15 protein-coding genes are annotated in these 22,976 nt (G+C 72.1%); 4 read left to right on the forward strand and 11 right to left on the reverse strand.

Translation table 11 applies throughout. From position 1 onward, the window contains the following. Window positions 1–509: 509 nt before the first annotated feature. The 7 genes from EAH89_RS15995 to EAH89_RS16025 all read right to left on the reverse strand — a co-directional run bounded on the left by EAH89_RS15995 (window position 510) and on the right by EAH89_RS16025 (window position 14,263). On the reverse strand, window positions 510–4,283 hold the full coding sequence (locus EAH89_RS15995) for a cellulose synthase subunit BcsC-related outer membrane protein (RefSeq protein ID WP_140884690.1): 3,774 nt from the start codon (window positions 4,281–4,283) through the stop codon (window positions 510–512). Between the two features lie 4 nt (window positions 4,284–4,287). Next, window positions 4,288–8,820: a UDP-forming cellulose synthase catalytic subunit gene (bcsA, locus tag EAH89_RS16000; RefSeq protein ID WP_161993624.1), complete on the reverse strand. Its 4,533-nt coding sequence runs from the start codon at window positions 8,818–8,820 to the stop codon at window positions 4,288–4,290. A 59-nt stretch (window positions 8,821–8,879) separates the two neighbouring features. Continuing rightward, entirely contained in the window at window positions 8,880–9,695 is an 816-nt protein-coding gene (locus tag EAH89_RS16005; protein ID WP_140884692.1) for a cellulose synthase operon protein YhjQ/BcsQ, read from the reverse strand. Between the two features lie 1,298 nt (window positions 9,696–10,993). Further along, window positions 10,994–11,635, reverse strand: coding sequence for a protocatechuate 3,4-dioxygenase subunit alpha (gene pcaG / locus EAH89_RS16010; RefSeq protein ID WP_140884693.1), 642 nt, complete (start codon window positions 11,633–11,635; stop codon window positions 10,994–10,996). Window position 11,636: 1 nt separating this feature from the next. Then, window positions 11,637–12,383 carry a protocatechuate 3,4-dioxygenase subunit beta gene (gene pcaH / locus EAH89_RS16015; RefSeq protein ID WP_140884694.1) on the reverse strand — a complete coding sequence of 249 codons (747 nt, stop codon included), beginning with the start codon at window positions 12,381–12,383 and terminating at the stop codon, window positions 11,637–11,639. Window positions 12,384–12,396: 13 nt separating this feature from the next. After that, window positions 12,397–13,230: a BKACE family enzyme gene (locus EAH89_RS16020; RefSeq protein ID WP_140884695.1), complete on the reverse strand. Its 834-nt coding sequence runs from the start codon at window positions 13,228–13,230 to the stop codon at window positions 12,397–12,399. Between the two features lie 52 nt (window positions 13,231–13,282). Continuing rightward, on the reverse strand, window positions 13,283–14,263 hold the full coding sequence (locus tag EAH89_RS16025) for a Bug family tripartite tricarboxylate transporter substrate binding protein (RefSeq protein ID WP_140884696.1): 981 nt from the start codon (window positions 14,261–14,263) through the stop codon (window positions 13,283–13,285). A gap of 91 nt (window positions 14,264–14,354) precedes the next feature. Between EAH89_RS16025 and EAH89_RS16030 the strand changes: the two genes are divergently transcribed. Beyond that, window positions 14,355–15,260, forward strand: a complete 906-nt coding sequence (locus EAH89_RS16030) for a shikimate dehydrogenase (protein WP_140884697.1) — start codon at window positions 14,355–14,357, stop codon at window positions 15,258–15,260. Between the two features lie 9 nt (window positions 15,261–15,269). Here the strand turns inward: EAH89_RS16030 and EAH89_RS16035 are convergent, their stop codons facing one another. Continuing rightward, the gene (locus EAH89_RS16035) at window positions 15,270–15,947 is read right to left on the reverse strand and encodes a TetR/AcrR family transcriptional regulator (RefSeq protein ID WP_140884698.1); all 678 of its coding nucleotides are present in this window, start codon (window positions 15,945–15,947) and stop codon (window positions 15,270–15,272) included. Between the two features lie 199 nt (window positions 15,948–16,146). On the opposite strand from EAH89_RS16035, the gene EAH89_RS16040 reads away from it, so the two are divergent. Then, the gene (locus EAH89_RS16040; protein WP_140884699.1) at window positions 16,147–17,151 is read left to right on the forward strand and encodes a catechol 2,3-dioxygenase; all 1,005 of its coding nucleotides are present in this window, start codon (window positions 16,147–16,149) and stop codon (window positions 17,149–17,151) included. A gap of 90 nt (window positions 17,152–17,241) precedes the next feature. Here the strand turns inward: EAH89_RS16040 and EAH89_RS16045 are convergent, their stop codons facing one another. The 3 genes from EAH89_RS16045 to EAH89_RS16055 form a co-directional block, all read right to left on the reverse strand. After that, complete coding sequence (locus tag EAH89_RS16045) at window positions 17,242–18,156, reverse strand: hypothetical protein (protein ID WP_241667048.1); 915 nt, start codon at window positions 18,154–18,156, stop codon at window positions 17,242–17,244. An 83-nt stretch (window positions 18,157–18,239) separates the two neighbouring features. Further along, on the reverse strand, window positions 18,240–18,422 hold the full coding sequence (locus EAH89_RS16050; protein ID WP_140884700.1) for a CsbD family protein: 183 nt from the start codon (window positions 18,420–18,422) through the stop codon (window positions 18,240–18,242). 148 nt (window positions 18,423–18,570) lie between these two features. Next, window positions 18,571–20,049, reverse strand: a complete 1,479-nt coding sequence (locus EAH89_RS16055; RefSeq protein WP_140884701.1) for a PAS domain S-box protein — start codon at window positions 20,047–20,049, stop codon at window positions 18,571–18,573. Window positions 20,050–20,205: 156 nt separating this feature from the next. Between EAH89_RS16055 and EAH89_RS33355 the strand changes: the two genes are divergently transcribed. Both EAH89_RS33355 and EAH89_RS16065 read left to right on the forward strand, forming a co-directional pair. After that, window positions 20,206–20,652 (forward strand): CsbD family protein, encoded by a 447-nt coding sequence (locus EAH89_RS33355; protein ID WP_140884702.1) that lies wholly within the window; start codon window positions 20,206–20,208, stop codon window positions 20,650–20,652. 844 nt (window positions 20,653–21,496) lie between these two features. Then, a partial coding sequence (locus EAH89_RS16065; RefSeq protein WP_408906300.1) for a beta strand repeat-containing protein occupies window positions 21,497–22,976 on the forward strand: 1,480 nt, incomplete at its 3' end.

Consider the following 22,976-nt stretch of genomic DNA (forward strand, 5'->3'; position numbering starts at 1 on the left):
TCAACTTATTGCCCCCCTGACATTTTCGTAGAGAACAGCAACGCGTGACACTTAACAGCATTGCTTGTCATTGACACGGCAAGTCATTGGGATAGTAGCAGCAAAAAATCATTAACTTAATGCAAGTTGAATTGAGTTCGCTTTCGGCATCCAGCGTTGTCTCATACTAGAAAATAAGTACTTCAAAAAAATTCGATGTTATGGAAATGTGCTCGTGACTGCGAATTTCTGCTCAACATGGCTCGTGAAGTTTGCGGGTTCGAGGTATGGCACTCATGAGGGAAGGTGTGTCGTCTCGTGCTGCCCTTCATCTCGTCTCACCCATGAAGCAGCGATGGGGAGGCGCTCAGTTGATAGAGGTCGATTATAACTGTGCATCCGTTTAACTGAGCGGTGGGGTACCCGCCTGCAAACGCCCCACCAGGTGCTCCTCGACGCTCCGACCTTCCTGCCGCGGCCCCCTTCCCCTATCCGCCCTCCGGCTAGGGGAAGGTTCGTGCGACGCTTCGTCAAAAGCGATTTTGGAGACGCATAAGGACCCGCGTCTCATCAAAGTTGGCCGCCTTGTCGTATCGGATGGCCCCTCCGAGGGTCAGGGCGGGGTTGATGGCCCATTCCAGTTCGGCCCGCACACCACCCACGAAGCCGCTCTGCGACTGGCCGGGGTAAAAGGCATTGACGGGTGAGGCACTGCCGGCCGTCACGGCAGCCAGCGCTTCCGCCTGCCCCTGCAGGCCCGGGCTGTTGGGAAAGAGCGGCGCCCGGTCCTCGTGGTAGGCGGCGTAGCCCGCGGTGGCGCCGATCCGGTAGCGGACATCGCCCGCGCGGCCCCGGTAGTCCACGGGAATGTTCAGCGCGGTGTATTGCTGCGGGCTGAAGTAGCCACCGTGGCCGAGGGTGAAGTAGCGCAGGTTGCGGTCGTAGCCGAGATAGACGAGGTCCACGCCGGCGGTCAGCTCGCCGCTCTCGGTCTTGGTAATGGGCAGCGAAACGCCGGCGCCGGCCTCGATGCGGGTGTTGCTGGCGACGTTGTCGCCCTCGAAGCTCGAGTAGCCGCCGCCGCCGTAAGCAAAGCCGGCGCCGATCGGCACCTCCAGCTGGGCACGGCCGGTGGTGCGCATCACCGGGCCCATGCTGGCGCCGGTGCGGTCGTCCACGGCGCCCGCCCAGGACAGAAGGCTGTCCGTCACGGCGCGCCGCTCGCCGGCGACGCGGAGGCGCAGGCGATCCGTCAACGCGGGCGACAGTTCGAGGCCACCGACGACGTTGCTTCCGCGGAAGCCCAGCGGCGTGCTGCCGATGTCGAGCTTCAGCCAGTCCGCCCGCACGTAGTTGACGGCGAGCGCGACGCCGGCAGCGCTGGTGTCGCGCCGCTGCGCGAGGCCAGCGGCGCTGCCGGTAAGGGAGGTGTTCAGGGCATTCGTCCCGAACCGCCGCAGCGCCTGCACGTCGGCGCTCGGCGAGCCGGAGTCGATGGCGACGGGCTGCACCGACCCGGTCAGCCGCCCGCCGAGTGTGCCGGGCGAGATCTCCGCCTGGAAGACCGCGCCGAGCTCCCGCAGCCGATCGAGGCCGGGATCACCGGAGCGGAGACGCGCGGCGATGCCGCCAGCGAGGAGCGTGCCGGCCTCGTTCCGCAGCGCGTCCGCCTCGGCCTGGATGCCGCGCAAGACGGGGTCGCTGGACTGGGCCACGGTGAACGTAGGTCCGGCACCCGACGCGGTGCGCAGAAAGGGGTTGGAGAGGCCAGGCGTTGGAATCGCCCCCGGCGCGGCGACGGTGCTGGCACGCGCGCTGCCGCCGAGCTCCGCGCTGCGAAGGCTGCCCGCCAAGTCCAGCGCGCGGCGGGCGCGGGTTTCGTCACCGGCCGCACGGGCGACACGGGCCTCCAGCAGCGCCACGCGGGAATCGCGGGGGCTGCTTGCCTGGGCGGCGGCCAGCAGGCCCTCGGCGCGCGAGCGGTCTCCCAGGGAGAGGGCCGCCTCGATCGCCGTGCGGCGGGCATCGAGGTTGCGGGGATCGCGGACCAGCACCGCCTCGGCCACGCGCAGCGCCTCCTCCGGGCGGCGGGCGCCGAGGTAGAGGCGGGAGAGCGCGAGGCGGGCATCGCCGTTGTTCGGGTCCTCGGCAAGGACGGGGCGCAGGCGTTCGAAGGCGTCGGCCTGGGAGCCGGCCTCGTTCAGCCGGTCGGCGGCGCGCACGGCGACGCCCGCCCGAAGCTGGGCGAGGTCGCGCCGCTGCTCGGCGGTGGCGCCCGCCCCCTCCGCCTCGGCGGCCAGGGCCGTGGCCTCGGCGTCGAGCCCGGCGCCGAGAAGGGCGCCGGCGATGGCGATTCGCGCGGCCGCACCGCCCGAGGCGCGGTTCGCGACGGCAACGCGGGCGGCCTCCGCCGCGCCCGGACGGTCGTTCGCCTCGCCGAAGGCGCGAATCACCGCCACGGCGGTGCTGCCCGTGGGGTCCGGGCGAGCCGCGAGGGCGAGCAGGCGGGAACGCCCCTCAACGGGGCTCAGCGGCAGCAGGGCGGCGGCGGCCTGGACGTCGCGCTGGCCGCGGATGCGGGTGGCCAGGCGCGACATGTCCGGGCTGCGCCGATTGGCCGGGACGCGGGAGAGGAGAGCATCGGCGTCGGCAACGCGGTTGTCCTCCTCGGCGAAGAGGGCGGCGGCGTAAGAAGCGTCGGGCAGCGTCGAGCGGGCGGCGAGCTCCTCGACCGCGGCGCGCGCCTCGGCACCGCGGCCCTGGCGGCGGAGCGCGCGGGCGAGGTCGAGGCGGATCCATGGATCCTCGGGCGCCGCGGCGACCGCGTTGCGAAGCAGGGCGGCCGCCGCGGCGGGGTCGGCCACGCGGGCGGCTTCCGCACGGTAGGAATTGGCCTCGGGACTCGCGGCCCCCGTGGCGGGACGACTGGTCGAGGCGGGCTCCGCCAGGGCGAAGGCGGGCGGGCGCCCCTGGGCGCGCAGCGCCGCGTTCAGCCCCTGCTGCGCGACGCCGAAGCCCGGGCGACGGCTGAGCGCGGCGCGGAAGCGGGCCTCGGCGCCCGCGGCGTCGTTGCGGCGCAAGGCCAGCTCGCCCAGCAGGGCCTCCGCATCGGACCGGTCGTCCACCTCGCGCAGCGCGGCGCGCCGGGCGGCCGCGTCGGCACCCTCGAGGTCGTTCCGGCGCAGGCGCGCCCCCGCCTCGGCAAGATCGGTGGAGTAGGAGGCAGCATCGAGCGCCCGCTGCCATTGCGGCGCCCGGGACGGATCGGCCGCGACCGCGCGTTCGAGGAGGCGGCGAGCCTCCGCCTGGTTGCCCTGGCGCAGGCGCACGACGCCAAGGCCGCCCAGGGCATCCGCGTCGCCCGGGTTGGCGGCGAGAACGGCCTCGAAGGCTCGCGCGGCCTCCGCCGGGGCACCGGAATCGAGGCGGGCAAAGGCGGCCTGCCGCGCCGCCGCGTTCGGGTCGGCCGGAGCGGGAGGCGGCGCCGCGCGCAGCGCCTCCAGCCGGCGGCGGAGCTCCGCGTCGTCTTGGAAGCGCAGGAGGTAGGCTTCGATGCCCGGCGCGGCCGCGGGGCTGTTGCCGAAGAACCCCAGGGCAGCGCGCCAGGACTGCCGCGCCTCCTGCGCGACCTCCGGGCGGTCGGCCAGCTCGGCCAGCCGCCGGATGCCCTCGTCGCGGGTGGAGGCGCTGTAGGTCAGGCTCTGGGCATAGGCCAGGCGCGTCCGGTCGGTCGCGCCCGGGCGGGCGGCCAGGGCCGCGAGCCCGCGCTGCCCCTCTGCGCGGCCGGCCTCGGTTCCAGAAAGGGTCTGGTAGTACTCCTGGGCAAAGGCGTCCGTCGGGCCATCGGCGCCGAAGGCCTGGCGATAGCGCTGGACCGCGGCCTCGGCCCGGCCCTCGCGCGCGAGGCGCTGCGCCTCCCCGATGGCGTTGCGGTCGATGGTCGCGCTGCGCAGGGCGGACTCCGCCTGGGAGCGCTGCTCGGGCGTGGCGCCGACGGCGCGGAGGCGGGCCAGGAAGGTGTTGGCCGCGTCGCGGTTGCCGCGCGCCACCTCCAGCCGCGCGGCCACCGAGAGGACGGAGGCGCTGTCCGGGGCAGCGGCCACGGCGCGCTCCACCACGGGGGTCGCGAGGTCCACCCGGTCCTGCGCGAGCCAGCGCTCGGCCTGGCGGACCAGCACCTCCACCGCGGCGGGCGACGTGGGGGGAAGCTGGGCCGCCGACAGGCCGGGCCAGGCCGCGAGAAGGGCGGTGCCCAGGGTGACGTGCAGCGTGGCGCGCAGGGACGCCCGACGAGGATGGCTCATCGCCTCAAAGCTCCTTCGGGGTTCTGGCACGCAGCCGGATGGCCGCGCGGCGTCGCAGGAGCCAGTAGAAGGGAAGGCCGAGCAGCAGCGCGGCGGCGATCATCAGTCCCGCCACCCGCCAGGGGCTGCCGCCAAGCCAGATGTAGGGCAGCAGCCAGAGCGGCGGGTTGCCGACGCCGTAGGTCGCGCCAGTGCGATAGCCGGTGGCACGACCACCATTGATGATGACGAGATCGCCCTGCACGCGGGCCGCCGCCTCGGGGTTGCGCAGCGTGGCGACGACATCCGACAGCGCCGCCGGGGTCGCGCCGAGCATCGCCACCAGGGACTTGCCCGGCGTCAGCGGGTTCTCGGCCGCGACGAGCACCGAGACGCTCTCGCCAAGGTCGGCGAGGGCGGCGGAGGCGCGGGTGACCTCGGCGGCGCCCGGACGGTCAAGGAAGAGGGCCCGGATGTCGGCCAGCGCGTCCGGCGCCGCGATGGTCAGGCGGTCGTTCTGCACAGTCACGGCGCTGTTGCGGAGGAGCGTCGCGGCCGCGGGCTGGCGCCCCAGCGTCCCGATCACCAGAAGGTCCTGCGCCGCCACCGTATGCAGTAGCGGCGGGAAGACGACGGTCAGGCCGGTCGCGGGAAGGCCGACATTCGCCGCCAGCATCCCGATGGTGTCGAGGAAGGCGCCGGTCTCGAGCGTGTTCGGCCGCTCCGGCAGGACGACGGCGGTGCCAGACAGGTCGGCCAGGCGGGTGAACGGAAAACCAGCCGAGGCGAAGAAGCCGAGGCTGGGAAGGCGCGCGTAGCGCCAGGCGCGCGTGAGGTCGATCGTGCTGTCCGGGTCGACGGCGGCGTGGATGTCACCGGGCACGGCGGCGCATTCGCCGCGGTTCATCGGCCGCATGTCGAAGCGCATCTGCAGCTCCTCCCGGCCGAACAGGAGGTAGGTGGGCACCATGGCGCGGCCGTTGCGCACCGCGGCATCTGGGGCAAGCCAGCCGGTCAACTGGTTCAGCGGCCAGACCCGCTCGCCCGAGCCGAGCGGGAACGACTTCAGGAACTTGTCGGACACCAGCACGTCGAGGCGCGCCGCGGCGGCGTCCACCGCCTGACCGTTGGGGCCGCGGAAGCGGATGTCCGTCGGAATGCCCCGGTCGGACCAGGTGAGGAGATCAGGCGCCGTGCGGAGGGGCACGCGAATCGTGCCAGGGGTGTAGCCGTAGGCCTGGAGCTCGGAGCGGTCGACCAGCGAGCCGAACTGCACCGGGCGGTCCGCCGGCAACCAGCGCGGAGCATCGTAGGGCGCGCGCGGCAGGAGGCTGGGCGGGGAGACGCGGGCGACCTCGCCGCCGACGCTGCCCCGGCCGGCGGCGAGGGACAGCGCGGCCTGCGCGACCTCGGCCTCCGACCGGCCGCCAAGCACGAGGAGCGTGCCGTAAGGGTCGGAAGGGTTGGGCACCAGGGCCAGGGTCGGCCCCTCGAAGCGCGGCAGGGCCAAACCCGGGACGGCGTCCGGCCCGGCGGCGATGACCAGCGCGTTTCCCTGACCCGACACGCCGCGATCCACCGGGAAGCTGGCGCCGCGATAATCCGCCGCCACCGCGAACCAGGAGGCGGCAATCGCCGCAGCGCGGAGCCCCTGCACCCCTGTCTCGGCGGGGATCACCACCGGAAGGGTGAGGGCGCCGCGCAGCACGCGGCGATCGAAGAGAGGCTCCGGAAGGCGGGCCAAGTCGCGCTGCGGCGGCAGGCGCTCGATGGTCAGATTCAGGGTCGAGAGGTCGGAGATGTTGGCGTAGAGCAGGCCGGAGAGCGGGTCGTTGCAGTCGGGCGCGTAGCGGCCGGCGAAGCGGAAGTTCAGCCGGTTCACCTCCGCAAAGCTCACGGGATCGATGTCGAAGGACAGCGGACCGAAGGCCTGCCGCGCCGGATCAAGGGCGATGTTGCCGACGAACTGCTCGTTTAGCGTGACGGCGATCTGGCTGAGGGAGGGAATCAAGGCCGCGGAGGCGCCGCCCTGAACGGTGAGCCGCGCGGCGGTCACCACCTCGTCGCGGGAGAGGCCGAAGAGCACGCCCTGGAGGTCCGCGGTGCCGCGGAACTGCATGGGCCCCGTGAGCCCGAGCTCGCGGAAGGTCAGCCGCGCCTCGCGCACGCTGCCGGCAGGCGCCGGGGAGACGGCCGGCGACGGGGCGACCTGAACCGGAGCGCCCGGAACGGGCGGCGGCGAGGGTTCCGCTACAGGAAAGGGCTGGGTGGCCGGCAGCGCCAGGGGCTGGCCGGCGGAGGGCCGCACCTGAGCCCCCCGCGCGCCAGGTGCGGCGCTCGCCTGGGGTTGAGCTCGGGCGACGCCCGGCAGCAGCACGGCGATCAGCGCGAGGGCTGCCGCGGTGGTCTCCTTCACGCGCGGCCTCGGCGCCGCGACCTGCACCTTCGGCCGGACCACGTCGGACTTGCGAATCTGGTCGGCGGATATTGGCTTGCTCACGCGACTGGTGACCTTCGTCATCTTGAAACGGTACTTGCGGAAGACCGCGTCCTTGGTGGCCATGACCACGTCGCGCAGCGCCCGCAGAGGGCGGTCCTGCGGCCACTGGTCCCAGTGCAGCCAGGCATCAGGGCGGCCGAAGAAGACGCGCACCATCGCGGCCTCGTCGGCCACGTTCTCGATGTTGAAACGCAGCAGGGCCTCACCCTCGTCCCAGTGGAGGAGGGTGGAGCGGACCTCCACGACCTCGTCGCCGAGGTCGAAGGCCACGGTGCAGCGGTCGCCGTCCGCGACGCCGAGGGGGCGATCCAGGAGGAGACGGGCGCCCGACATGGAGATGTCAGAGGACCGCGCCGTCGCGCGGCACCCGTCGGGGAAGACCAACTCGGCCGGCAGGTTCACCTCGACGCGGGCACGATCGCGCATCTGCTCGCGCTCCAGCCCCACGGCGATGGCGGCCGAGACGGGCACCAGGCAGAGGGTGGTCCAGAGAGTATTCAGGAGATACGCGTGGAACTCGAGCGATCCCGGCTCCGTGGTGAGGGTGCCGTAAAGGCCGATGCTGACGGCGACGATCTGTGCGCCAAGGAGAATAAGCGTCGGCAACACGGCCCGGACGTCGAGATAGCCTTCTTCCAGCCGGCCGCCCTTGTCCGTCACGTTGAACTTGCCCTTCCGTGGATTCCACAGCGTGGCGAGCGTGACGAGGATGAGGGGCGCCGCCATGCAGGCCTCGTAGATCTCGGACCAGAAGGAGTGCCGGTTCTTCCCATTGAGGCGTGAGGCGGTGCCGAAAGCGTGGAACATGTGGCTGCCGGCGTAGGCGATGATGGCCAGTGGGGACGCCGCGATGATGTTCTGCCCGAAGAAGAGGAAGGCGAAGGGCGAGGTCAGGAAGACGATTCGCGGCAGCGCGAAGAGGAAGGAGAAGCCGGCGGTGAAGTAGCAGAGCCGCTGCGCCCAGGTCAGGCCGGGCGCAAAGGGCGTGTTCTCCAGCCGCATGATCTGGATCATGCCACGGGCCCAGCGCATGCGCTGGCCGATATGGATGGCCAGCCGCTCCGTCGCCAAGCCGGCCGCAAGCGGCAGGCGGATATAGGCGGTGTGCCAGCCCTTCTGCTGCATCCGTAGGGAGCAGTGGCAGTCCTCCGTCACCGTCTCGTGCGGGACGCCACCGACTTCCATGAGCGCGGTGCGCCGGATGAGCGCGCAGGAGCCACAGAAGAAGGCGGCGTTCCAGAGATCGTTTCCGGGCTGGATGGCCCCGTAGAAGAGCAGCCCCTCGTTCGGCACGGGGCGGCTGCGCGCGAGGTTCCGCTCGAACGGATCGGGCGAGTAGAAGTGGTGCGGCGTCTGCACCATCGACAGGCGCTGGTCACGGACCAGCCAGCCCGCCGTCATCTGCAGGAAGGCGCGGGTGGGCGCGTGGTCGCAGTCGAAGATGGCGATGTAGTCGCCGTCCGTGTGGCGCAGCGCGTGGTTGATATTGCCTGCCTTGGCGCCCTTGTTGTCTGGACGGACGATGTAGCCGCAGCCGATCTCCTCGCAGAACGCGCGGAACTCCGGGCGGCGCCCGTCGTCCAGGACATAGACGTTCATCTTGTCGCGCGGCCAGTCCATGTTCATGCAGGCGAGCACCGTCGGCCGCACGATCTCCAGGCTCTCGTTGTAGGAGGGAACGTAGACGTCCACACTCGGCCAGTCCGCGGGGTCGCGGGGCAGCGCGGTGGGCTTGCGGTCCAGAGGGTAGGTGAGCTGGACGTAGGACAGGAAGAGGAGGGCGCCGGCGTAGAACTCCGCGGCAAGAAGGCCGATGGAGAGGAAGCCTTGCAGGAAGCCCTCGAACTCCAGCGTCTCCGTCAGCCGCCACCAGAGATAGCGGGAGGTGACGGCGAAGGAGAGCACGACGAGGAGCACGGTCGCGCGGCGGGACTTCGATCGGCCGATGAGCAGGAAGGCGGCAATGCCGGTCAGGGTGAGCACCACCTGCTGCTCCCCGCTGAGCGGCACGGTGACGACGAAAAGCGTGGCGAGGGCTCCCAACAGGATGCTGGCCATTCTCATGGCGCGCCCGAGGAGTGGAAGGCGGGCGGTTGCCGCGGTCATCCGCATGGCCGTCACTGGCGAGCCCTCCAGTCCTGCAGAACGGATTCGTGCGCCGTGGCGAGGGCCGGCGGCTCAAGGCGTCCGAGCAGCCCCTCCGCCAGCAGGGAGAGATCCTCGGCGGCGCGGCCGCCCGGCATCTCGACGGGCAGCCGACGGTCGGCGAGCGCCTCGGCCACCTCCGGGTCTCGCCCGACCACGCCGAGCAGGCGCGACCCCATCGACGCGCGGGCGAGGTCGAGAACGGCGTCGGAGAGCGGCTGGTCGAGTTCCAGCTGGTTCAACGCCAGCACGGCCTGCCTGGCTGCCCGCACGGCCAGTGTTCCACGACCCAGGAAGGTGCCGTCGGCGACGCGGGGAATGAGCGACACGCTGCCGCCATCGGCGAGGAGGACGACCACCGTGACGTCCAGCAACGGGAGGAGGGCCGAGAGCGCCGGCGACGGTCCTGGCGGGGTATCCACGACAAGGACGCGGCGGGGATCGGCCAGCATCTCGCCCACGGGGTCCGCCAGCGCCTCCGGGCGATCGAGCAACAGGCGCCCGAGTTCCATCGCCTGCCGCGGCTCCGTCGCGCCGAAAGGCAGGAGGGAGACGCCGTAGGAGGTGGGCCGCAAGGCCGAGCGCCAGCCTCTTCCCTGAGCGAGGCCCGAGAGGAAGCCCTCCTCCTCCCGCAGGGAGTGGCCGAGATGCAGGCGGAGGGCGTTCTGCGGATCAAGGTCGAGCGCGACGACGTCGTGGCCGCGGGCGGCGAGGAGCGCGGCCAAGTTCGCGGCAAGCGTGGTCTTCCCCACGCCACCCTTGGGCGAGACAAAGGCGACGAGCGGCATCAGGTTTCCCTTTGGGGTCGGACCGGCCTTCGAAGGCGCACGCGAAGCCGGGCGGCGGGCGGATTCGCAAGGGAAGCAGGAGGCGTCGCTGCCTGACGGCCGAGGGGCGAGAAGCGGGGTGCCGCGACCTCGGCCGCAATCTCGTCGAGCAAGGCGAAGCGCCGGCCGGGATGGGGTGGGGAGAGAGCGCTGGGCAGCGGAACGAGTCGGGGCCGCGGCGGACGGCCTGTCAGCGGCAAGGCGTGCAGCACGCCGGAGGCGAGGGGGAGATCGGGCTCGGGAGCAGGAAGCCCAGCCGCGAGCGCCCCGGAAGCAGACGCCGTGCGGCTTGGCCTCCCCTCCGACCTGCCGGGCTGGATGCCTGGCGCCGCCGCCTCCTCAGGACTTGCGGCCTCCGTCTGGTCCTGCCCGGTGGCCGCGAGCGGTTCGTCGACGGGGTCGGCGCCGCCTTCGACACGGAAGGGCGGGTATCGGAGATAGACAAATTCGCGCAGGCCGCAGGTGCGCAGGAGGCGGTTGATCGGGTCTTCCACGCGCGAGTGAACCTTGCTGGCTGCCACTTAAGGTTGATCGTAACGATTTTCTCCGAGGTTTACTAGGTGAATCACGATGGCGCGATTGGTGCTCTTCTGCTGCTTGAAGCAACCGCATCGGGCGACGTCCACACCGGCATGCCCCTCCCCAGGGCAGCACAAGACCTCGCAGGGTCCGCCAACCACCATCGTGGACGCCCCAGGGTTCTGTCCTCTGAAGCTGTTGCTTCTAAGGGCCACCCTTCCCTGCCCGTTGTTTGGCCGTGCACCGCACGGGGTGCGCCGCAGCGCTCGCCTAAACTAGTCGCGGCCGCCGGGCCTCCCGGCACCTTCTCCTCGGCGCCGGGTGGCCAGCGCCTTCCCTGGCACAGCGCCCCGAACCCAGCGGACACGAGCGTCCTCGTGCCGCACCAGCCCGCCGTGCCGCCGGAGGCGGGCGCGCTGCTGGCCGGACCCGGCGAGGGGACCCGCGCGATGATCGAGGCCCGGCACAGGTTTTGTTCCGAGGTTCAGAAAGGAGGATGCAGGACGAGGGCTGAGGCTCGCGTGGAGGCTCCTTTGCGTCCAAAGCCTTATCGGCTGATGACACGCCTTGCTCCAACCCAATGACAGGCAATGCTGAGGAAGGGTGTCCAGATTTCAGGGGTCAGGGTGCGCCCGAGGTCTGGCGTTGCTGATGCCTCGACAAGGGGAGGCACCCCGCTCGCTCACCGGCACGCCGCCCCTTCCGCGAGGGGCGCGCGGGGTCGCCGACGGCTGGGCGCGCTAGATGTCGAAGAAAACCGTCTCGCCCTCGCCCTGGAGGCGGATGTCGAGCACGTAGGTCGGCACGCCGTCCCGCTCCTCGCGCCGCGCGACGAGGGTCTTCCGGCGTTCCGGCTGCTCGATGATGTTCAGCACCGGGTCCTCGGCGTTCCGCGCCTCCTCGTCGCCGAAGTAAAGACGGGTGTGGAGGCCAAGGTTGATGCCGCGGGCGGTGATCCAGAGGCTGAGATGCGGCGCCATCAGCCGGTGCCCGCGGCGCCCCTCGACCGGGCCGGGCTTGATCGTGTCGAAGAACCAGAGGCCGGTCGCGAAGTCGGTGCCGGTGCGGCCCCAGCCGCGAAAGGCCGGGTCGGCGTCCTTGCCGCCCTGCTGGTCCGCGGGGCTCGCGTAGCGCCCCGCCGCGTCGGCCTGCCACAGCTCGACCATGGCGTCGCGGACGAGCGCGCCGGTGCCGTCAAAGATTCGGCCCTCCACGCGGATGCGCTCCCCCTTGGTCTCCGGCGTCACCAGCGCGGTGCCGAGGTCCGCCTCGAAGATCGCGAAGCCGGCCTGGCGCGGGATGAGGCCGATATGCACGTAGGGCCCCGCCGTCTGGGACGGCGTCTCGGGCAGGTATCCCAGGGCGTCGGGGGTGAGCACCATCCTAGTTTCCCTCCAGCCGGTTCTCGAACAGGGTCGAGCGGGAGCCCCGCAGCACGATGTCCCACCGATAGGCGAGGGTGTGCAGCGGGATGGTCGCGCCGAGGTCGAGCCGCGCCACGAGGCGCTCCCGCGCCGCGGGGTCGGGGATCGTGGCGAGAATGCTGTCATGCGGGATCAGCGGGTCGCCCTCGAAGTACATCTGGCTGATCAGGCGCTGCGCGAAGCCCGTGCCAAAGACCGAGAGGTGGATATGGGCGGGCCGCCAGTCGTTGCCGCGGTTGCGGTAGGGATAGGGGCCGGGCTTGACCGTGCGGAAGTGGTAGCGGCCCTCGGCATCCGTCAGGCAGCGCCCGCAGCCGCCGAAGTTCGGGTCGATCGGCGCTTCGTAGCGGTCGTTGACGTGGCGGTAGCGCCCGGACGCGTTGGCCTGCCAGAACTCCACCAGCACGCCCGGGACCGGCCGCGCGTTGCCGTCCAGCACGCGGCCGTGGACGATGATCCGCTCGCCGATGGGGTCGCCGTCCTTGGCGAAGTTGCGGAACAGGTCGTTGTCGAGCGGGCCGAGCTCGTGCTGCCCGAAGACCGGCCCCGTCACCTCGGTGAGCGAGTTCTGCAACGAGAGAAGCGGGAAGCGCTGCGACCGGAAGACGCTCGTCTTGTAGACTGGCGTGAGGGACGGCGGGTGCGCCGTCATGTCGCGCGGGATGAACTCGGAGACGTGGTTCACGTCGGGCCTCCTCTCGGTCATGGCGAGCCTCCCCTCAGGCGGCGGGCAGGCCGAGCAGCGCCCGCGCCTCCGCCGGCGTCGCCGGCCGGCGCCCCGCCGCACGGATCATCGAGGCGGCCAGGCCCACGAGCTCCGCGTTGCTCGCGGCCAGGCGATCCTTGCTGACGCGGATGTTGTCCTCGAGTCCGGTCCGCACCCCGTCGGCGCCGCGGGCGAGCGCCCATTGCATGACCCGCGCCTGCTCGCGCCCGATGCCGGCGGCCGTCCAGGTGGCCCCGGGCAGCACAACCTTTAGCTCGGCCAGGAGGATGTCCAGCAGCCGTTCCTCGGCGGGCATCGCGTTCTTCACGCCGAGGACGAACTGCACGTGCGGCCGGTCGTGCATCAGCCCGGCCTCGACGAGCCGCTTCGCGCCGTGGAGGTGCGAGAGGTCGAACACCTCGATCTCCGGCAGTACGCCATGCGCCCGCATCTTGGTCGCGAGGTCCGTCACCAGCGCCGCCGGGTTCTCGTAGACGATGGTGGGGAAGTTCACGGAACCGGTGGAGAGCGAGGCCATGTCCGGCCGCCGGTCCAGCGCGTTGCCCCTCGCCGCCGGATCCCGGCCCCGCCCGCCTGTCGAGAACTGCACGATCATGCCCGGGCAGTGCCGGCGCACCCCCTCCTGCACCCGCGCGAAGAGCGCGGGGTCGGAGGAGGAGCTCTCGTCCGGGTTGCGGACGTGGATGTGCACGAGCGCGGCCCCGGCCTCGTAGGCCGCCCGCGTGCTCTCGACCTGCTCCTCGGGCGTGGTCGGGACGGCCGGGTTGTCCTTCTTGCGCGGAACCGAGCCCGTGATGGCGACCGCGAGGACGCAGGGTTGGGTCATGTCGTCCGTCTTTCCTTCCGGCCTTCCTTCCGGCCTTCCGCGCCGCGCGTCCCTACTCCGCGGTGATGCCGCGGGTGCGGATCACCTCGCCCCACTTGCCGCTCTCGGTCGCGAGATAGGCCGGGAACTCCTCGGGCGTGCCGGGCGTCACCGCGTTCGCGGCGGCGTTCAGGCGGGAGAGGATGTCAGGGTCCTTCAGCGTCGCCAGCATGGCCGCGTTCAGCTTGCGGATCACCGGCTCGGGCGTGCCCGCGGGCGCCAGCAGCGCGAACTGGGAGGAGCACTCGAAGCCGGGCAGCCCGGCCTCCGCGATCGTCGGCACCTCCGGCGCCAGCGGCGAGCGCTGTAGGCTGGAGACGCCGAGCGGGACGACGCTCTTCGCCGCGATCAGCGGCAGCGCCGTCACGGCGTCCACGAAGGCCATCTGCACCTCCTTGGAGAGCATCGCCTGCACCGCCGGGGCGCCGCCGCGGTAGGTGACGTTCAGGACGTCGATGTCGGCCATCTTCAGGAACAGCTCGGTCGCGAGATGGGCGGAGGAGCCGGCGCCGGAGGAGGCATAGGAGAGCTTGCCGGGCTGGCGCTTGGCCAGGGCCACCAGCTCGGCGACCGTCGTGGCGCCGGTCGCGGGCGTGGTGCAGAGGAAGATCGGCGTCTCCGCGACGCGCCCGATCGGCGCGAAGGCGCGCGCGTCGTCGTAGCCCTTGTTCGGGAAGAGGTGCGTCGCCATCGCGTAGGTGGAGTTCACCCCGAGCAGGATGGTGTAGCCGTCGGGCCGCGCGCGGGCGACGGAGGCGTGGCCGATGGTGCCCGAGGCCCCCGCGCGGTTCTCCACCACCACCTGCTGGCCGAGCTGGCGGCTCATGCCCTGGGCAAGGAGCCGGCCGACGAAGTCCGTGGACCCGCCCGGCGCCCAGGAGACGACGAGGGTGATGGGGCGGCTGGGGTAGTCGGCCTGCGCCCGGGCGGGCGCGGCCCGGGTGGCGGCGAGGGCGGCGAGGCCGGTGCCGAGCAGGCGGCGGGTGATGGTCATCTTGATGTTCCTCCTTGGGCGCTCGAAGCGCGTTGAGGCGTTATGTACTAAATGGTACATTGGAAGCTCAAGAGAAAAAGGAACGTCCGGCATGGCCGATCCCACCCCGCGCCACCCCGCTGCTGCGCCTTACACGGAAGGCAACTCCGCCCTGCTCGGGCTGATCGGCGCGGGGATCGGCCTCTCGCGCACCCCCGCGATGCACGAGGCGGAGGCGCAGGCCCTCGGCCTCCGCTGCGTCTACCGGCTGATCGACCTCACCCGCCTGGGGCTCGGCCCGGAGGCGCTGCCGGAGCTGCTCGCCTCGGCCGAGCGCATGGGCTTCACGGGGCTCAACATCACCTTTCCCTGCAAGCAGGCGGTGATCCCGCTCCTCGACGAGCTGTCGGAGGAGGCGAAGGCCCTCGGGGCGGTGAACACGGTGGTGCTGCGCGACGGGCGGCGGGTCGGCCACAACACAGACTGCCCCGGCTTCGCGGAGGGCTTCCGCCGCCAGCTTCCGGGTGCCGCGCTCGGCCAGGTGGTGCAGCTCGGCGCCGGGGGCGCCGGCGCGGCCGTGGCCCACGCGATGCTGGCCATGGGCACGGGGTCCCTCTCCCTGTTCGACCAGGACCCCGCCCGGGCGGCGGATCTCGCGGCGGCGCTCTGCGCGCGCTTCGGCGCGGGGCGCGCCGCGGCCGGCGCCGACCTGGCGGCGGCGATGGCGCGGGCGGACGGCCTCGTCCACGCGACGCCCACGGGGACGGCTGCCCATCCCGGCCTGCCGCTGCCGGCGGCGCTGCTGCACCCGCGCCTCTGGGTCTCCGAGATCGTCTACTTCCCGCTCGAGACGCCGCTGCTGCGCGAGGCGCGGGCGCTCGGCTGCCGCACGGCGCATGGCGGCGGCATGGCGGTGTTCCAGGCCGTCCACGCCTTCCGGCTCTTCACCGGGCTGGAACCCGACGCAGCGCGCATGGAGGCGCACTTCGCGGCGCTGGGCGAGTCCAGCGCCGGCTAGGCGCCGCCGTCAGCCCGGCTGGAGGAAGGCGAGCACGGCCTGAACGAGCATCCGGCGCTGCGCCTGCGCCACCGCCGGGTCCCCGAGGTCGCGGCCGAAGATGGCCTGCAGCGTGTGCCGGTTGCTCACCCGGTGAAAGCTGACGCCGTTGATGAGGATGTGGAGGTCGAGCGGGTCCACGCCGGGCCGGAAGCACCCCGCGCGCTCGCCGCGCTCGAGCAGGTGGCGCATGGTGGCCACCACCTCGGCGTTGCGGCGAACGATGGTCGCGTTCGCGCGCACGTGCCGCGCCTGCTCGATGTTCTCGGCGGCGACGAGGCGGACGAAGGCGGGGTGGTCGTGGTGGTAGTCGAAGGTGCTCTCCACCAGGCGGCGCATGGCCTCCGCGGGCGGAAGGGTGTCGAGCTGCAGCGCGCGCTCGACGTCGCGGATGCCGGCATAGGCGCGTTCGATCACCGCGCGGTAGAGGCCCCCCTTGGAGCCGAAGTAGTAGTAGATCATCCGCTTCGTCGTGCGCGTCCGCGCCGCGATCTCGTCGACCCGTGCCCCGGCCAGCCCCCCCTCGGCGAAGGCGAGCGTCGCCACCTCGAGGATCTCCTGCCGGGTCTGCTCGGCGTCCCGCTGGCGGGCCTCCCGCGGCGGGTCCGCCTCAAGGCCGAGAAGGTCCGGGGGGGTCTCTGCGGTCATCGTCGGTGGCCTCGGTGGTCCGTCCCCGGCCGTCCGCCATCCCGCGGGAACGGGGCGGCGTGCCTGCAGTGCGTCGTTGCGGAGGGCGGCCGCACCACTATACCGGGGGGTCATAGCACGCAAAGAAAATGCGATAGGACGCGCCGTTCCCCGGGACGCTAACACGCCGCCCTCCGGCGGTGACCGGGAGGGAGGACGCATGGCGGACGACGAGCCGATCTTGGACATCGCCCATCTGGGCCATGTCGAGCTCCTGACGCCGAAGCCCGAGGAGTCCCTCCGCTTCTTCGTCGACGTCATGGGCATGACCGAGAGCGGGCGGCGGGGCGACAGCGTCTATCTGCGCGGCTGGGACGACTACGAGCGCTACTCCCTCCAGCTCACGGCCTCGCGCACCTCCGGCCTCGGCCACGCGGCCTTCCGCGCGCGCTCCCCGTGGGCGCTGGAGCGGCGCCTGGCGGCGCTGCGCGCGGACGGCGCGGAGGTCTGGGCGCAGGAGGGCGAGCTCGGCCACGGCACCGGCTGGCGCTTCCGCGATCCCGACGGGCACGTCTTCGAGCTCTACTACGACACCGAGTGGTACGAGGCGCCGCCCGAACGCCGCCCGGCGCTCAAGAACCAGGCGGAGCGCTACCCCGCGCGCGGGGTGAACGTCCGCCGGCTCGACCACTTCAACTGCCTGGCCGTGGACGTGCGGGCGAACCGCGCGTTCTTCGAGCGCAACCTCGGGCTCCGCTGCACCGAGCGCATCGAGCTCGACACGGGCGAGGAGGCGGGCATGTGGCTCACCTCCAACAACAAGTCCTACGACTTCGCCTTCACCAAGGAGGCGCACGGCATCCCTGGCCGCTTCCACCACGTCACCTTCGCGCTCGACAGCCGCGAGGCGATCCTGCAGGCCGCCGACACCTTCCTCGAGGCCGGCGTCTTCATCGAGACTGGCCCGCACAAGCACGCGGTGCAGCAGACCTTCTTCCTCTACGTCTACGAGCCCGGCGGAAACCGGGTGGAGGTCGCCCATGCGGGCGCGCGCCTCATCCTCGCCCCCGACTGGAAGACGATCACCTGGACGGAGGCGGAGCGGCGCCGGGGCCAGGCCTGGGGGCTCAAGACGATCGAGAGCTTCCACACCCACGGCACCCCGCCGCTGCCCGATCCCGAGACCTCTGGCGGGGACCTGTCCGGCACGGGCATCGCGTCCTGACATCGGGCCGCAGGGCGCCATGATCCCCGCGGCCCAGGATGGCCGCTGGGGGTGGCCGCCCCAGCCAACGGACCGGGGCGGCCGGTCGGCTCAGGCGAGCCGGTTGGAGCGGACGGAGACGGAGTCGCGGGTGCCGCGGCGCGCGCCGACGACCGCGACGACCAGGCCGAGCAGCATCGTCAGGAAGATCGAGAACGAGGCCACCGAAGCGCCCTTGGCCGTGGCGTCCGCCGCCTCGCGGGCGCGCTGCTCGGCCTGCTGCAGGGCCTGCTGGGCCTGCTGCTCGGCCTGGGTGACGCGCTGCCGCGCCTCGTCCGGGCTGATGTTGTACTCGGCGGCCACCAGGGTGTTCAGCCGCTCGCGGTCGCCGTCGGACAGGTTGCCGTTGGTCACGCGCCGGCCCGCCAGGGTCGCGATCTCGGCCTTGCGCTGGTCCGAGGTCATGGAGGCGGGGGCGTTGCCCGTGCCGGCAAGCGCGCTCTGCACCCGGTCGATCACGCCCTGCGCCGCGGACTGGGCCGCGCCGGTGCTGGTGCGGTTGGCCACCTGCTCGCCCGCGGCCGAGGCCACCGAGCCCGCGCCGCGCGCGATGCCGCCGAGGGCGCCCGTCACGCCGTTGGCCGCGGTGGAGGCGACGCCGGCCACCACGTTCCCGAGCAGCACCGCGGAGATCAGGAAGGAGGCCGCCCACATGGCCAGGCCGTGCAGCGTCGCGTCGGTGCGGCTGGCGGTGCCGGACAGCCGGGCCGCCGCGTAGCCGCCGACGCCCAGGCCGATCAGGTTGGAGACGAGCAGCCACACGCCCGCGCCGATGCCGAAGCTGGAGGCGTTGGGCGTGTCGCGCGCGGTGGCGTCGACGAAGGTCGCGCCGATCGCGGCGCCGAGGACGTTGAGCATGAGGCCGAGGGCGAGCGCCACGATGGCGCCGGCGAAGACGGCGCCCCAGGAGATTCGGGGCAGCGGGGCGGCGGCCACCGGGGCCGGGTTCGGGTAGGTCGAGGACATGGGTCTCGTCTTTCAGGCCGCGCGGGCCTTGGGGAGGGAGGCGGCCCGCGTGGCAGGCCGCGAAGGAGGTGGTGGAGGGGGGGCTAGCGCCCCGTGGCGTCGCGGAGGGTGTCCTTCGCGCCGCCGGCGGCGTTCTGGATCTTCCCCTCGGTCTTCTGGGCGGCGCCCTCGGCCTGGGCCTCGGCGTTGCCGGTCAGCTTTCCGAAGGCCTCCTTCACGGAGCCCGCGGCCTGCTTGGCGGCGCCCTCCAGGCGGTCCTTGTCCATCGTTCTGTCCCTTGGCATGGCTCCCGGCCGGCGTGGCCGGGATTACGGGCCTGCAACAAGGAAGCCGGTCGCCGGTTTCAGCGGGCCCGGCCACCGGCCAGTTCGGACGCACCAACCCAGTGGTGAAATCTGCACGCCGGGGCGCCGGTCAGGCCCGGTCGGCGCCGATGCCCCGCTGCCGTGCCCAAACCACGAGCTGGGCGCGGGAGCCGACCCCCAGCCGGCGGTACAGCCCGTTGACGTGGTTGCGCACCGTGGTCCGGCTGAGGCCGAGGCGCCCGGCGATCGCCGCGTCGTCGAGGCCGCGCGAGACGAGGTCCAGCACCTCCCGCGCGCGGGCGGGCAGGGCGGACAGGCCGGGCGAGACCTCAGTGGGTCCCTCCCCGGGAACGGGGTGGGCGAGGCGGTCCAGCACGGCGGCGGTGATGGTGCCGGCGTCGGTCATCACCGCCGCCACGGCGGCCGCAACCTCGGCCCTGGCCCTCGCCCGCTCGGGCGCGCGGGGCGCGACCAGCAGCAGGCAGGGCCGCCCGGCCAGGTCCACGGCCGCCGCCGAGACGGCGCAGGCGAGCGGCGGCCCGCCCCGCACGTGCAGGAGGGCGTCCTCGTCCGTCAGCCGCCCCTCGCGCCGGAACCGCGCGACCAGGCCCTCGGCGGCCTCGGCATCGGCCCAGAGGGGGAGTTCCGCGGCGGTGCGACCGACCACGTCGGCCTCCCCGCGGTTGGTGCCCCGGCAGAAGGCCTCGTTGGCCAGCAGGACGCGGAAGTCGTCGGTCGTGGCCATGATCGCCGGCACCGGCAGGGCGCGGAAGGCCAGCGCGAAGCGCTCCTCGCTCTGTCGCAGGGCCTTCTCGGCGCTCCGCCGGCCGTCGAGGTCGGCGAAGGTGAAGAGCATGCAGGCGGTGCTGCCGATCTCGATGGGCTGGCCGGCCAGCACCACGCACTTCTCGCGCCCGTCGGGGAGCTGGAGCGTCGCCTCCATCTGCGGGATGGTGCGGCCCTCCCGAAGGCGCTCCACCGCGAGGTCCCGCCGCGCCGCGCCCTCGAGCACGTCCACGTCGTAGGCGGAGCGGCCGACCACCTGGTCCTCGCGGTAGCCGGTCATCTCCAGGAAGCCGCGGTTCACGCGGACGTGGCGCAGGTCCGAGAGGCGGAGGATCAGGGCCGGGGCGGGGTTGGCGTTGAAGGCGCGCTCGAAGCGCTCCTCGGCGTCGTAGCGCTCCGTCTCGTCGCGCAGGATCAGCACGAGAAGGTCCGGCATGCCGGCCTCGTCGGTCAGCACCAGGCTCCGGATGCGGTGCGTCCAGCGCGGGTCCGGCTCCCCGGCGGGGGCGACCTCCACCACCACCTCGTCGAAGGCCTCCCCGGCCATGACGCGCTCCAGGGGGTACTCGCCCTGGGGCAGGCGGTGGCGGTTGCGGTAGCGCAGCTCGAAGCGCTCGCGGTAGCCGGTGGCGGTGCCGCCCAGGCCGGCGAGGCCGTCCACCCCGTGCATCGCCAGGGCGGGCTCGTTGGCCCAGACGATCCGCTGGTCGGGGGCGAGCAGGATCACGCCGTCGCTCACGCCGGCGACGATGGAGCGAAGCTGCTGCGTGTCCGCGTGCGCGGGGGGCTTGGACGGGTCCATGAGGGCATCAACGGGAAAGCGGCCGGTGGGTTGGTGCGACCGCACCATCCCGCTGGTGCGGCCGCCTTGATCAGGGCCGGAACCTTTCCGCCCCTTCATCCGTTGGTGCAGCGCGGCCCGGACCGGGTGGCCGAGGACACACAGGAGAACGAGACAATGGACGAGGATCGGGTCGGCGGGATCGTCGACAAGGCGACGGGCAGCATGAAGTCGGCGGCCGGGAACCTGACCGGAGACACCAAGCTGCAGGCGGAGGGGACGGCCGACAAGGCGGCGGGGACTGTCCGGAACGCCATCGGCGGCGCCAAGGACGCGGTGGACGACCTCGCCGACAACGTCTCGGAGAAGGCCTCCGACCTCGGGCAGCGCGCGAGCCGCGCCCTGGACGAGGGCGCCGGGCCGGTTCTGGACCAGGTCGGGCGCAAGGCTGGCGAGTACGGCCGTGAGGCCCGGGCGGCGGTGACCGCGGGGGCGGAGAGCGCCTCCAACGTGGTGCGCGGCTACCCCCTGGCGACGGTCGGCCTCGTGGCCCTGCTGGCGTTCTTCCTGGGCCGGCTCAGCTCGCCCGAGCCGCAGCCCTGGTACCGCCGCGACTGGCTCTGACGCCCGGCGCGACCTGAACAGGCACGAAACGGGAAGGAGGGCGGCCATCGCGGCCGCCCTTCGCTGCGAATCGAGCCCTTCTCCTGCCGGATCGGCCCCGTCGAGGCATGTCCCGGGCGGGCGCTGCGCCGGGGAGACCCGGGGATGTGCCACGAGGCTTCTGGCATACCGGCGTGAACGGCCTCTTGCCCGCCGTGGTGGATGGCCCCCTCCGGAGAGAGACAAACGGCGGCCGTCCTCCCCGGATCTCGCGGGCCCTGACAGCCTGTGCAGCGGCGAGGCGGAGCGAGCCCCTCGACCAAGGCCAGAGCGGCGTCCACCACATTCTACGGCCTTGAGGGCGTCGCCGGCGAGCGCTTCGACGTATCGAGAGACCGGCGTTGCGCTCGCATCCAGCCGCGATCCGACTCCGGACGGGCGCCGCGCTCCCGCTCCAGGAATGAACGCCCGGGGTGCATCCCAGGGGCTCGAATCATCGCGGACTCGCCCCCGGCGATAAGCAACGGCCCGGCGGCTTCGAGAGCCTTCACGCCGCAGGATCTTCCCCTCTGCCGGCAAAGCGCGCATGCAATTTGTTGCTATATCGATATATTATCTCCAGCCGCCGCCTCCGCGCTCCGCACCCGCGGCAGTTGCGGCCGGCTGACGCCTTAAACCTTCCGAAATCATCGCTCCGCTAGCTTGAGCGCAGAGGATTGCAACCTGCCGAGGCGCACCTGAAGGCCGGTCGAAGTCCAAAGACAGCGAAGGCTGGGAGCAAAATGATGCGGGTCTGGTCCACGCGGGATGTCAGTCGAAACGGGATGATCGGCTGCCGGAAGGCGCAGGCCGAGGGAGGTCGGTCATGAGCGGCATTCAGGACTTCCTGCCAAGCCAGATCGCCATGCTGACGACGACGACCCTCGCCGGGTTGTCGACGACCACGCTTGGCCTGCTCTCCACGACCCAGCTCGGCGTGCTCTCCAGCACCCAGCTCGGGGCCCTGAGCACCACGCAGCTCAACTCGCTGACGACGACGCAGCTTGGCGGGCTGAGGTCCACGCAGCTCGGCGCCCTCACGACGACGCAGCTCGGCGGGCTCGATTCGACGCAGCTCGGCTCCTTGAGCACGACCCAGCTCGCCGGGCTGACGGCGACCGGCCTCGGTGCGCTGGACACGACGCAGCTGAGCGGCCTGTCGACGACCAAGCTCGGCGCGCTCACCACCGTGCAGATCGGGGGCCTGAAGGCCACGCAGCTGTCGGGCCTTGAGACCACGCAGCTCGGCGGTTTCACCTCGACCCAGGTGGGCGTGCTGAACACCACCCAGCTCGGCGCCCTTTCCTCGACCCAGTTCGGCGCGCTGGACGGAACCCAGATCGTCGGCCTCAAGTCGACGCAGCTCAGCGCGCTGACCACGACGCAGGTCGGCGGCCTCAGCACCACGGGCTTGGCTGCCCTCACCACGACGCAGCTCACCGGCCTGCGCTCGACGCAGCTCGGCGCGCTGGACACCACCCAGCTCGGCGGCCTCACCTCCACCCAGCTCGGCTCCCTCTCCACCACCCAGGTGGTTGGTTTCACCACCACCGAGCTCGACGCCCTCTCCACCACCCAGCTCGCCGGCCTCAAGTCGACGCAACTCGGTGCCCTGACCACGACGCAGGTCGGCGCCCTGAACGTCACCAACCTCGGCGCCCTCACCACGACGCAGCTCACCGGCCTGCGCTCGACCCAGCTCGGCGCGCTGGACACCACCCAGCTCGGCGGCCTCACCTCCACCCAGCTCGGCTCCCTCTCCACCRCCCAGGTCGGTGGCCTCACCACCACCGAGCTCGACGCCCTCTCCACCACCCAGCTCGCCGGCATCAGGTCGACCCAGCTCGGTGCCCTGACCACGACGCAGCTCGCCGGCCTCAACACCACCAGCCTCGGCGCCCTCGCCGCCACCCAGGTCAGCGGCTTCACCACCACCCAGCTCGGCGCGCTGACCACCACCCAGGTCGGCGGCCTCAGCACCACGGGCCTCGGCGCCCTCACCACGGCGCAGCTCACCGGCCTGCGCTCGACCCAGCTCGGCGCGCTGGACACCACCCAGCTCGGCGGCCTCACCTCCACCCAGCTCGGCTCCCTCTCCACCACCCAGGTGGTTGGTTTCACCACCACCGAGCTCGACGCCCTCTCCACCACCCAGCTCGCCGGCCTCAAGTCGACGCAACTCGGTGCCCTGACCACGACGCAGGTCGGCGCCCTGAACGTCACCAACCTCGGCGCCCTCACCACGACGCAGCTCACCGGCCTGCGCTCGACCCAGCTCGGCGCGCTGGACACCACCCAGCTCGGCG

This window comes from Muricoccus nepalensis (assembly GCF_006438825.1).
In the GTDB taxonomy this organism is placed as follows: domain Bacteria; phylum Pseudomonadota; class Alphaproteobacteria; order Acetobacterales; family Acetobacteraceae; genus Roseomonas; species Roseomonas nepalensis.